Source organism: Alishewanella sp. HL-SH06, assembly GCF_052656265.1.
In genome coordinates this window covers 539,226-551,895 of sequence record NZ_CP199752.1, presented here as the reverse complement: position 1 = coordinate 551,895, position 12,670 = coordinate 539,226, and the positions used below count along the sequence as shown (strand labels likewise).

The window sequence follows — 12,670 nt, the reverse complement described above, 5'->3', positions numbered from 1 at the left end:
TCAGATATGCTAAAGCAAAAGTGAGCGCTATCCTAGCGTCATTCTGTAAATTGGAACCATGACATGTCAAACGATCGCACTGATCTCACTCGCGCCATTCCAACCCCCTTGGCCGCGTTAGCATTAGGCATAGCCAGTTTGGGCTGGTGCTGGGATAAAGCATTGCAATTACAAGGCGCGCTGCAAACCGCAGCGGCATTGTTCGCCTTGGTATGCCTTAGTTTGTTACTGTTTAAGTTTATCCGTCAACCGGCGCTGCTACGCGAAGATTTAGCGAACCCGATACTCGGTGCTGTACTACCTGCGTCAGCCATGGCGTTAATGGTGATCGCCACTGCGCTACCGAGCAGCCTAGGGCGTTGGCTTTGGTCCATTGCTGTGGTGTTGCATTTATGGTTACTGGTGGCGTTTATCTGGCATCGCGTAGGCACTTTACAGTTTAATCAGCTGTTACCCGGTTGGTTTGTGCCGCCTATTGGTATTGTCACTGCCGTGGTAACCTGCCCTGCAGCCGTTTCAGAAAATGTCATACAGGGTATTTTTTGGTTTGGACTGCTCTGCTATGCCGTATTACTGCCTTTAGTGATCATTCGTTTGCTGTTCGCCGGTAGCGTCCCGTTAGCGGCAAGGCCGAGTTTAGCGGTTTTAGCGGCTCCGGCCAGTTTATGCTTAACCGGCTATCTCAGTTTAACCAGCCCAGCACAACCAATGATCGTTCTGAGCTTGCTAATATTAGCACTGGTGATGACCAGCATTATTTATGCGGCCATGCTATATTTATTAAGGTTACCGTTTTCGCCCGGCTTTGCTGCTTTTACCTTTCCCTTAGTAATTGGCGCAACGGCGCTGTTTAAAGCCAGCGAACAATTTGCGCTATGGCAACAGCCTGAAAGCGCAGCATTACTGCAGCAGCTCGCTTATCTGGAATTAGTTATCGCAACTCTGGTAACCTTATATGTCAGTTTTCGCTTTGCCGGTTATCTCTGGCAACAAAGTGCAGCGCTGCGGCCAGATACGCTAGCCAAGCAAACACACAGACTGGTTGAATCTGCTAGCAGCAAAAATTAATGAATAAAAACAGATCGGTTCGCAACCTCTAACCTAAATAAGGCTTAATACATGGCAATTGAATGGATACTGGCTTTTGTATCCTTGGGAGTGTTTGCTGGCTTTATGGCTGGTTTACTCGGTATTGGCGGCGGCGGCATTATGGTGCCTATGCTCACCAGTATTTTTGTCGCACAAGGGATCTCACCCGATTACGTGGTGCACTTGGCCCTTGGTACCTCTATGACATCTATCATGATGACGTCGCTTTCGAGCCTGCGCGTGCATCACGCCAAAGGCGGTGTACTTTGGCCAATCGTAAAAGTGATGGCCCCTTGGCTGATTATCGGCTCTTTTGCCGCCACCTTTGTCGCAGCACGGATCAGTGGCTACGCTCTCGCCGTGTTCTTTGCCATTTTTATGAGTTACATTGGGATAAAAATGCTGCGGCCGAAAAAAGCCATTGTGGCTGAAAGTAGAAACCCCAGAAAACTGGAGTTAGCGGCAGTAGGTACGGGTGTCGGCGCTATTTCAGCCTTGGTATCCATTGGCGGTGGCACCCTCACCGTACCCTATTTAAGTTGGCGCAACATCACGTTAAAGTATGCCATTGGCACCTCAGCGGCGATTGGTTTACCTATCTCGTTAGCCGGTGCCTCGGGTTATTTACTGAACGCCCAACCACAGCTGGATTTACCCTACACTGTGGGTTTAGTGTATTTACCTGGCGTTGTTTTAATCTCTGCAGCCAGTTTTTTTACTGCTCGCATTGGCGCAAAACTGGCACACAAATTACCCGTGAACACCTTGCGAAAAATCTTCGCTATTTTGTTGATCTTACTCAGCTTAAAAATGCTCTGGTACGTGCTATAGGCTATCTATATCTGGGTATATAAATAGCCATTTTTCAGCGCCTTATCTTATATCCAAGATAACACTCCCACGCGCAGGAATATTCAGTGGCTGTTGCAAACTCACGACGTTACCGGTCAGCACATTGGTGGCGGTTTTATCTGTCGCTAGCACTTCACGAAAACGCGCTAAATCCAGTGTCACAGCCTCGTGTTGCTTATTCAGCACCACCATCACCGTCTGCTGCTCATTGTAGCGAAAATAAGTATAAGTGCCGCGATCCGGCGCGAAATGTTTTAATTTACCGTTATGTACCGCACTCGCAGTTTTACGCCAATTCAGCAACGTTTTCACTAGCTGCTGCGCCTGACGCTGCGTTGTGTTTAAACCTTTACCGGTAAACGCATTCACCTGATCGCCGGCCCAGCCGCCCGGAAAGTCAGCGCGCACTTTGCCATCGTCACGCTGTTGAGGGCTGGTCATCGCTAATTCTGTACCGTAAAACAGTTGCGGGATACCGCGCATCGTTACCAGATAACTCAGTGCCATCCGATACAAGTCCATATCTTCATTGAACACTGAAAATAGCCGCGCTGTGTCATGATTACCTTCAAAAATCACCAAGTTAAAGGGATCGGCATACACATGATCATTACTGAGCATTTCATACAGCCTGATCCAACCACTGTTCCAGCTCTCTTGCTCCACTAAGGCATTTAATAAGGCATCGTAGAGCGGAAAATCCAACATGGCCGGCGTATGCGAGACATAACCGTCTTTATTTTGTTTACCGGCCTGCCAATACGACACGATCAATGGATTAGGGCTCCATTCTTCGCCAACAATATTAAAGTGCGGGTATTCCTGCATAATGCGCCGGCCCCATTCGCTTAAAAAGGCTTTGTCGGCATAAGAATAGGTATCTTCACGAATGCCTGATAAACCGGCATATTCCACCCACCAAATACTGTTTTGAATCAGGTAAGTGGCTAATTGTGGTTGCCGTTGATTTAAATCCGGCATGCTGTCGACAAACCAACCATCGGTAAATAATTGGCGATCACCTGCGGCGGCATAGGGGTCTTGAATGGTACTGCGGTTGTGATTGGTTGGCACAAAGCGCCCCTTTGCATCACCGCTTGGAAAATTAAACCAATCTTGCGTGGGTAAATCGGTCAGCCACCAATGCTTACTACCGATATGATTAACAATAATATCTTGAATCACTTTAATGCCACGACGATTCGCAGCGGCGACAAAGTCACGAAATTGCACATTACTGCCAAAGCGTGGGTCAACTTGGTAAAAATCGGTGGCTGAATAACCGTGATAAGAATACGCCGGTTGGTTATTTTCGGTTAACGGTGTGGGCCACACCGCCGTAATACCCAAGGTTGCAAGATACGGCAGTGCCGCTTGCATACCCGCGATATCGCCACCATGACGACCATTATCCTTTGCACGATCCACACCTTCTTGCATGGCGGGTACATTGTCATTGCTCGGATCGCCGTTGACAAAACGATCAGGGGTAAGCAAATAAATCACATCACTGCCATTAAAGCCTTGCCGCTTCGCGGAACCCAGCGCTCGCGAAAGCAGCGGATAATCATAGCGAAGTGCTACCTTTGCTCCCTGCTTTAGTTGCAGCGGCAACTGCCCGGCTTTTGCCTCAGCAGCGATAGTGAGCTCCACAAATAAATAGTTGGGATTGTCAGTGCGCGTGACCTTGCTAATCGTGACCCCGGGGTAAGTTAACGCAGGTGTTAAGCTACTGATATTTTTACCATATAACAGCAGTTCAACCGTTGGATGCTGCATGCCCACCCACCAATTTAACGGCTCTACCCGTTGTAACGTTGGCATGCTGGCGTGAAGCGGTAAGTTACAACCAAGAAGAATGACAGCAAGCAGCAAAAAGCGCATGTAAGATGAGCTCCTGTTTAAGTAAACAGCGCCAGATAAAACCGGCGCTAGTGATCAGTACTGAGACTATTTAATGACAATCTGACTCAACTCAGCCTGCCACGTGAGTTTGAGATACACTTTTTTTGCCGCTTTATCGTACCAAGCCAACTGCTGGCCTTTTGCAAAGCGCTGTGGTTGCGCGACGAGTGGAATATACTGGCCATCGACATAGATTTTGTCTGGTTTGCCACGTTGATTATGTACAACTAAGGTTAGTTCGCGCTGTGCGGGTTTACCCTGATAATCTCCACCTTGGCGCTGCAACGAAAACAGCAGCTGGCCGTTGCTGTGCTCTGCGTTAAAGCTCAGCAATTCATATTGGCCTTTGGCAAGCGAATCGGGCGTTACGCCGTCATCTTCAAACATCTGGCCTTTAGCCGAGCTTACACTGGTATCCGCGTAATAATGTAGGGTAAGCGCTTGGCTACTGTAATCTGCGGTGCGCTGGATCGGTGCCGTCATCGGGATAAAACTGCCGGCTTTGACTAACACCGGTATGGTCTGCAGAGTGACTGGACGCTTTACAACTTCGCCGCCAATAATGCGTTCTTCGTTAAAAAAATCAAACCAAATGCCAGCAGGCACATTCACCGGCCACTGCGTAACACCCGGATCTGTTACCGGCGCGACTAAAAAAGCATCCCCCCACAAGTAACTGTTGGTCTCAGTACGTAACGATGCATTGCTTTCATCAAGGAAAAACAACGGCCGCATCAGGGGTATCCCCGTTTGGCTATGTTGATAGGCCAGCGTGTAGTTATAGGGCAGCAGTTTATAACGTAAGTTTAGCCAGGGGCGCAGAGTGTCAATGACCTCATCACTGTGAAATACCGGCTCAGGGGCAATATGTTCTTGCGCATGTGGCCGATAAACTGGCTGAAACACACCGTACTGCAGCCAGCGAATATACAGCTCCGCATCAAACTGCTCACCGCCGGCAAAACCACCCAGATCAGAATGAATATAGCCAAAACCAAATAAGCCCATTTGTAGTGCCAGCTCAACTTGTGGCTTTAACCCACCCCAACTGCGGTCGACATCGCCGGTCCAAGGCACCATGCCATAACGCTGCGAACCAAGATTCCCGGCACGCATCATAATAAAAGGCCGCTGCTCGGGGAAATCTTGCCGATAGCCTTGATAGACTAATTCTGCCCAGCGCTGACCATAGGCATTGTGTACCTCATTGGCCGTCACACTACCGATCCCAGGTAACTGATGCTGGGTATCCGCCGGGTGCACTTCAGGCTCACCTAAGTCGCCCCAAATACCACCAACCCCTTGCGCCAGTAGATCACGATAAATACCCCAAAACCAACTTGACGCTTCCGGTTTAAACACATCAATTAAGCCGGTATTGCCAAAATAAAAATCAAAGGTGTTTGGCTTGCCATCGGGGCCCAAGGCTATAGCACCGGCGTCAACGGCTTGCTGCCAACGCTTGGAACTGGTTAAGATAAATGGCTCAGTAACCAAAATGGTTTTTATGCCATCGGCGGCAAAGTCAGCCAGCATGTGCTCGGGTGTAGGAAACGCCTGTTTATCCCAAGCCAAGTTGCCCATATGGCCTTGAATGTCTTTACCAAACCAATATAGATCAATGACGATGGCATCTAGTGGTAAGTTTAGCTCACGAAATTTTTGCACCACATCACGCGCTTCGGCTTCTGTACGATAACCAAAACGCGACGCATAATTGCCTAAAGTCCAACGCGCCGGTAACGGTGCCTGACCGCTGGCCGCAGTGTAGTTAGCAATCAGCTCTGGCGTATTTTGCCCTGCCACCACGATATAAGCACTACGGCCACCTTCGGCTTGAAAAGCCAAGGTATCGGCTTGGCTATGGCCCAGATCCAACTCGCCGCTAGCACCATTATCAAATAGCAGCATGTAGTTTTTACTCGACATCACCCCAGCCAAACTAAAATACATCTGGTCTGATTCGGTGCTATAACCATAATGTGCTTTGTTATACAGCGGTAATTTATGGCCACGGCGATCCATACCTAGCACGCGCTGGCCACCGCCAAATAACATCTCTTCGGGCGTTAAGCGAAACTTAAAAGCAATTTTTGTAGCGTCGGGTTGCAGTAAACCCGCAATATCTTCAGTCAGTAACTGCTCACCTTGATAAAAACGTAATGTCAGTGGGCTTTTTTGTATTTCGACCCGCAAGCGGGCGCTTTGCATGATCAGCTGCTCTGGTTGTTGCTGCAAGGTTAGTGCGACTGCATGCGCCTTATCGGCTAAAATCAGTGATGGCAACTGCTGCCGCCCTTCCGGCTGATACCACACTTCAACCGCCGCTTCGTGTTGAAAGCGCACGCTCACTTGGCCACGGTCGGTGGTTAAAATAAGCTGGTTATCATTAACCCGATGTGATTGATAATGTTCCGCCGCGCCGAGTAGCAGCGAGGCAAACAGCAGCGCACTACACACCAACCATTGAAAATAACGTTGCATAGTTTTTCCTTAACGCACCAATTGATATACCAAAGAACCCAGTGGTGCCAACTTCACCGCAATACGGCCTTCACCATTGGTCACTACTAGTTCATGGTTTACACCCGTTAACTGTTCATGTAATGCATATTTGCCATCGGCTAATTGCCATCGCTGCATGAGCGTGCGAGGTAATTGCAGCTGAAATTCGACTGACTCTGTGGCATTGAAATGGCTCACCACCACCAATTGTTGTTCGTTAGAAAACCGTGCAAAAGCCAATTGCTGCTCGGAATAAGCACTGCCTGCCGCTAAATTTAGCGTATGCAATTCCACATAATCACCGTTTAATGCCGGCGCATCGCGACTAAAGCTAAGCAAGCGTTGATAAAAATGCCGCAAGTTCATTTCGGCGGGCGTCAATGCGCCACCATCAAACTTCCCGCCATTCACCCAGCGCTGATGATGCGGTACGCCCCAATAATCAAAAATCGTGGTGCGGCTGGCTTTGCCAAAACCGGCATCTTCACTCGCCGGCTCACCGACTTCTTGGCCAAAATACAACATAGTGGGTGAACTACTAATTAATGTTGAGACCACCATGGCTGGCATGCCTTTACGCGCATCTCCAGCAAACTCGGGGCTGGCAATGCGCTGCTCGTCATGATTTTCTAAAAAATGCAGCATATGGTGTTCAATATCCGCCATGCGCTGCTGCACCTGCACTAAGGCTGAGGTAGGTCCTTTGCCTTGCATCACTAATTTTAAGCTGTCGTAAAATTCGACCTTGTCATACAAATAGTCCATTAAACCTAACTGAATATAGTCGCGATATAGCGCCGGCTGATACACTTCTGCAAGTAAAAATGCTTGCGAATTAGTGTGTTTGATATGTGCGTTTAAATAACTCCAAAACTCAACGGGCACCATTTCGGCCATATCATAACGAAAGCCATCAACACCCAGTTGCAGCCAATATTGCGTAATATCACGGAATTTTAACCAAGAGTCAGGCACTGACTTACCTTGCCAAAACTGGTAATGCGCTTGCCAATCTTTCTGCGCATAATCAGCCGGCAAGCGGTCAAAATCATAACTGCCATCAGGCCGCACACCATAATTGATTTTGACCGTTTCATACCAATCATCAAAGGCGGGTTTGGCCGCTCGTGCACCATTACCTGTCCATTTCGCCGGATTTTCGTTAAATTGGCCATCAGCCAACGGATGCGCTTGCCCCCCTAACACTTGATAATCAGCTGGCCAGTCAGGTACTTGAAAGGCTTCGCCAGGCACATAGTAAAAGTTATTGTCTCGCGCATAGACCTCACTGGTATCATCATTCGCGCCAAAATCAGCCACGCCAGCAGGTTTCGCCAGCGACTGATAAGAGCGCGCCACATGATTGGGTACAATATCAATTAACACCTGCATGCCATGCTGGTGAGTACGCGCAATCAACGCTTGGAATTCTTGTAAACGCTCAGCAGGATCAACCGCTAAATCAGGATTCACACTGTAATAATCTTTTACCGCATACGGCGAACCGGCGCGGCCTTTCACCACATCAGGATCATCTAAGCTAATGCCATAGGCGGTGTAATCATTAATCACGGCATGATACGGTACGCCGGTATACCAGATATGCGTCACGCCAAGGGCATAAATTTCGCTAAGGGCCTGGTCGGTAATGTCATTAAACTTACCCACGCCATTGTCGGCGATGCTGCCCCAAGGTTTATTGGTGGTGTTGGTATTACCAAACAACCGGGTAAAAACTTGATATACCACCGCTTTGCCCTGAGCAGTAGTCTGTTCTGAAGCGCTGTTGACCACAGCTGGCGGTGTTGCAGTATGCAATTCAGGTGTGGGGGCTTTTTCACAGGCGACTAACACTGCGAGTGCCGCCAAGCTCAATAAGCGAAGGGTTTTTATCATTTTGCTGCTACCTATTGGGTTGATCCCAATAAGTTACCGCAATTTTGGACGCAAGCATTGCCTTTTTTTGGTGCATACGTATGCAAGCATGCATCCGCGTTTTATGGTTGAAGTACCTGTTCGGTCCAGAGCACCGCTTCTTGGTAAAGCTCCTGCAAGTCGGTCAGTGGATCAAGTGCCTGTTTTAGTTGCTCCATTCTTGGCCAATCAGCTTGTTCAAAGGCTTCGATTAATTGCAAGAACTGCCCTAACACGCCTTTTCTTGTTAACAGTGCTTGTTTTACATTGTCTAATAGCGGTAATTGTTGCAATAACTCGGCTAGCGGTTGCTCGACTATTTCATGCACATTTGAAAACAGCCCAGTCAAAAATGCGCTCGGCGGATTGTCGGGCAGATTTTTTTGTTTGGCGAGCTGCCCGCAAAAGTAAGCCCGCACTAAAGATTGGGTGATCCGCTCATCAATGCCGCCATCCGCTAAATTGGCTAACGCTAACAACGAAATAAATTTCTTTAATTCCGTTTCGCCCATAAAGACCATGGCATGCTTTAAGGAAGAAATTTTTTCTGCACGCATGGGCCCGGAATTATTAATAAAACTCAGCAATTTATAAGATAAGCCCACATCGCGCTGACAACACTCGGCTAGCCGATTAAAATTCATTTTGCTGGATGAAGCTTCAGCAATTAACTCCAATAAGGTCGTTTTGTTTACCGGTAATTGTTTATGCTTCATCATCTCTGGGCGAGCGAATAAATAGCCTTGAAACAAATGAAAACCCAAAACCTTTAACTGCTCAAATTGTTCAGCGGTTTCTACACGCTCGGCTAACAAAATTAACGGAAACTGTTTTAACTCGCGCAATTGGCGGCTAATTTGCAGCATATTAAACTGCTGAATATCGACTTTTAAATAAGTAATGTAGGGTAAGAAAGGTTGCCATTTCGGATCGAAATCGTGATCATCTAATGCCAATTTATAACCGCGACTATGTAAAAATTTTAAAGTATGCAGCAGCTCCTCAGTCGCAGGTACCGATTCTAATACTTCAATCACCATGCCTTCTGGGCGAATTGATGTCGGAAAATGGTAAATCAAGGTATCTTCAGAGAAATTGATAAAAGCCAGTTTATTGGCGGCGACTTTTTCGACGCCCATCAATAAATGATGTTGCATCAGGAGTTTAGAAGTGGCCTCGTCAGCGTTAATATTAGGAAAGGCATTGGCTTCGCCATCACGAAATAACAGCTCGTAACCGATTGTTTCCCTTGAGACATTAAAGATGGGTTGCCTTGCAATAAAACCATACATATTCAATAACTCTAAGCACTACTTTTGATGAGTATAAACTTTAACGCTATTAGCACAAGAGCGCAGCAGAATAAATCCGCTGCGCATAATGTACACAAAAAAGTAAGGCTTTAGTGTTTTTGTGAAGCGCTGCGCTGACCCGCTCGGTGATCACGTGCCTGCGGTCTTTTTGCTGCAACGGCCCGAGGCGCTTTGCTGTTAGTCGTGGTAACCGGTAACGGTTGCTGTGGCGTAAAACCGGCAATCATCTGTCTTGGCAGTAGTTGCTTAATTAACCGCTCAATACCCACCAACTCTTTTAACTCTTCTGCACACACTAATGACACCGCTAAACCTGCGGCGCCAGCGCGACCTGTGCGGCCTATGCGGTGCACGTAGTCTTCAGGAACATTGGGTAATTCAAAGTTGACGACTTGTGGCAGTTGCTGAATATCTAAACCACGGGCGGCGATATCAGTCGCCACTAACACCCGTACTCCGCCCGCTTTAAATTCAGCGAGGGCTTTGGTGCGGGCGTTTTGGCTTTTATTACCATGGATAGCCATAGCCGTGATGCCCGCTTTTTCTAATTGTAGCGTTAGCTTGTTGGCGCCGTGTTTGGTTTTGGTAAACACCAATACCTGCTGCCATTTATGCTCGTTAATTTGTTGAATGAGCAAGGCAGCTTTTTGGCTTTTATCTACCGGATACAGCCACTGTTCGATGCGCTCGACCGTACTGTTTGGCGGAGTTACCGTCACTTCTAATGGGTCGTTTAACAGGCCTTTAGCCAAAGTACGGATTTCGTTAGAGAACGTCGCCGAAAACAACAGATTTTGCCGCTTAGGCGGTAATAATGCTAAGATTTTTTTAATATCGCGAATAAAGCCCATATCGAGCATACGGTCAGCTTCGTCTAAAACTAGCACTTCTAATTGATTAAACCGCACGGCATTTTGCTGATATAAATCCATTAAACGACCTGGGGTCGCAATCAGGATATCAACGCCTTTGCGTAGCGCCATCATCTGCGGATTAATTTTAACGCCGCCAAATACTAAGGTGCTTCGAAGTGGTAAATATTTACCATATAACGCCACGTTTTCTGCAATTTGCGCCGCTAACTCACGGGTCGGCGTTAGGATCAAGGCACGTACCTGATTCGGTTGTACTTTGCGCCCTTGCTTGCGACCTTCTTCCAACAATTGTAATAACGGTAAGGTGAAACCGGCCGTCTTACCGGTACCCGTTTGCGCCGCCGCCATCAGATCGCGCCCCGCCAAAACGGCAGGAATAGCTTGTTGCTGGATAGGAGATGGTGTGGTGTAACCTTTTTCTGCTACAGCTTTTAAAATGTCAGCCGATAACGGTAAATCTGTAAATTGCATGCGTAGTCCCGCAATTGTCGCTGCGAAAATCTCTGCCCGCAGCTGCAGTACCCTTCCAAATGAAGGGCGCGCAGCTTACATGAAATTGCAGCAAAAAACGAGTAAATCACTTACTTAGTCCCGTTAATTGGTAATTATGCGGTGAATCGTGCAGAAAATAACTTTTTCGTAAAAACAAAATGTTTTTTAATTTCAACTTTTGCTCTATTGCTACTTTGCAGCCTAGATCGGGAATGGTATTTTGTTTTATAAATCAACTCATATCGGGGCTTAGTTTTGAATCTTGCGCTTCCCAAAAAATCGGTTTTTGTGCGGAACCTTGAGCAGCTATTGGCACAGTTTTATAGCACTCAGCAAGCTTGTTTTTATAACGAGGCGGTAGATTTTTTTGCGCAATATCAAGAACAACAACGTGCTTTACATCAAGCGGAACTTGTTTGGAAGCAAAGTCAACAAGCGGGTGATATTGCCGAGGTTCAACGCAAAAACCGTAGCCTTTTTACTGATTTGCAATTTGAAGACGAAAAGCGACGTATCCGGTGTTGGACGTTGTTGCGCCAAGCCGCAGAAGCCCTGCTAAAACTGAGTGAAGGTACCACGCCGCTCGAAACACAAACGGCTAGTGCTCGCTTGCTTGGTGGTTTGTTAATGACTGCAAGCTCAAATAAACGCAAAACGCTCTTACTGGAAAACGCCTATAAACCTTGTTATCGCGCCTTACTTACCTTGCGCTTGTTAGAAGACTTACTAGAACAAAACATCTTAAAAGAACCACTTTGGCAAGAGTGGTATCAAGAACGCAATGTGGGCTCTTTAACAGACTGCCCCTATCGGCAAAAGCTGCAAATACCGATAGTGATGGGCTGTATCATTCAACATGCGGGCTTAATGTGTTTACCAGCACAGCAATTGCTTGCCAAACAAAATGGTGGTGACAAGGCCGAGCGAGCCTTGACTCAGGAGCAACGGCAAGAGTTATTAAGCCATTGCCTTACCGGCAGCCTCGACTTATTAAAATATGGCCTGGGCGAATTACCTTATAGAGGTAATAAACGCGAAGAACGTGATTTACATCAACAGCAACACGTACGCTTATTAAAACAATTACAACGTTTTATTAGTGCCAAACCCAATACCCCGCTAGGCAGCTTATTTAAAGTGCCGCAAGCTTATGCCTCTGTCGCCTTACCGGGCCGGCCGCGCTATAACTATGATGCCTTACCTAAAGCAGCATTGTTAATGCGAGATGGTGTGCAACGTGGTGATTACCATGGCGTGTTAGTTGACAGGCTGTTTCGGATTGTTGGTTTGTTCCCGCAAGGCTATGGCGTAGTGTTCACGCCTCTGGGTGATGATGGTAAACCACAAATGAAATATGAGTTTGCCATTGTGAACACCCTTTATCCCGAAAAACCGGATCAACCTGGCTGTCGTGTAGTGAGCCGTAATATGCAATATCGCAATACGGGGCATAATATTAGTTTAAGCAGCGAGCTGAATTTATTTTTTAAACCCGCGCGAGACCGTTTAAAGCGGCTGCCAGAAGAGCGGTTAAAAGAGTTGCTAAATATACTGTTTAAAGACGGCGAAGAGAACTACATGAATGTGCTCTTGCCTAAGTGCTGGTATCCAGAAAGCTTCTTTAGCGTGCCAGAAAACCAGAACCTATGGCAAACTGTTCATTTAAAACAAAACTAAGTAAAAATTCAGGTTTTCGCCGCTTTTACGCTGTATTTAAACGCAGTA

The 12,670-nt window shown here is 47.2% G+C and carries 8 protein-coding genes; 3 read left to right on the top strand and 5 right to left on the bottom strand.

Annotated elements, in window-relative coordinates:
- Positions 1-63 precede the first annotated feature (63 nt).
- Entirely contained in the window at positions 64-1,068 is a 1,005-nt protein-coding gene (locus tag ACUJFK_RS02440) for a TDT family transporter (protein ID WP_306177348.1), read from the top strand.
- A 51-nt stretch (positions 1,069-1,119) separates the two neighbouring features.
- Entirely contained in the window at positions 1,120-1,920 is an 801-nt protein-coding gene (locus ACUJFK_RS02435; RefSeq protein ID WP_226750472.1) for a sulfite exporter TauE/SafE family protein, read from the top strand.
- A 42-nt stretch (positions 1,921-1,962) separates the two neighbouring features.
- On the opposite strand, the gene ACUJFK_RS02430 is transcribed toward ACUJFK_RS02435, so the two are convergent.
- From ACUJFK_RS02430 to ACUJFK_RS02410, 5 genes are all read right to left on the bottom strand, one after another.
- Entirely contained in the window at positions 1,963-3,825 is a 1,863-nt protein-coding gene (locus ACUJFK_RS02430; RefSeq protein WP_445425967.1) for a glycoside hydrolase family 13 protein, read from the bottom strand.
- A gap of 66 nt (positions 3,826-3,891) precedes the next feature.
- A complete protein-coding gene (locus tag ACUJFK_RS02425; protein ID WP_445425966.1) occupies positions 3,892-6,330 on the bottom strand; it encodes a TIM-barrel domain-containing protein in 2,439 nt (812 codons plus the stop codon).
- Between the two features lie 9 nt (positions 6,331-6,339).
- The gene (locus ACUJFK_RS02420) at positions 6,340-8,247 is read right to left on the bottom strand and encodes an alpha-amylase family glycosyl hydrolase (protein WP_445425965.1); all 1,908 of its coding nucleotides are present in this window, start codon (positions 8,245-8,247) and stop codon (positions 6,340-6,342) included.
- Positions 8,248-8,348: 101 nt separating this feature from the next.
- On the bottom strand, positions 8,349-9,557 hold the full coding sequence (locus ACUJFK_RS02415) for an EAL and HDOD domain-containing protein (RefSeq protein ID WP_445425964.1): 1,209 nt from the start codon (positions 9,555-9,557) through the stop codon (positions 8,349-8,351).
- A 110-nt stretch (positions 9,558-9,667) separates the two neighbouring features.
- On the bottom strand, positions 9,668-10,924 hold the full coding sequence (locus tag ACUJFK_RS02410) for a DEAD/DEAH box helicase (protein WP_445425963.1): 1,257 nt from the start codon (positions 10,922-10,924) through the stop codon (positions 9,668-9,670).
- A gap of 276 nt (positions 10,925-11,200) precedes the next feature.
- Between ACUJFK_RS02410 and ACUJFK_RS02405 the strand changes: the two genes are divergently transcribed.
- On the top strand, positions 11,201-12,622 hold the full coding sequence (locus tag ACUJFK_RS02405) for a hypothetical protein (protein WP_445425962.1): 1,422 nt from the start codon (positions 11,201-11,203) through the stop codon (positions 12,620-12,622).
- Positions 12,623-12,670: the final 48 nt, after the last annotated feature.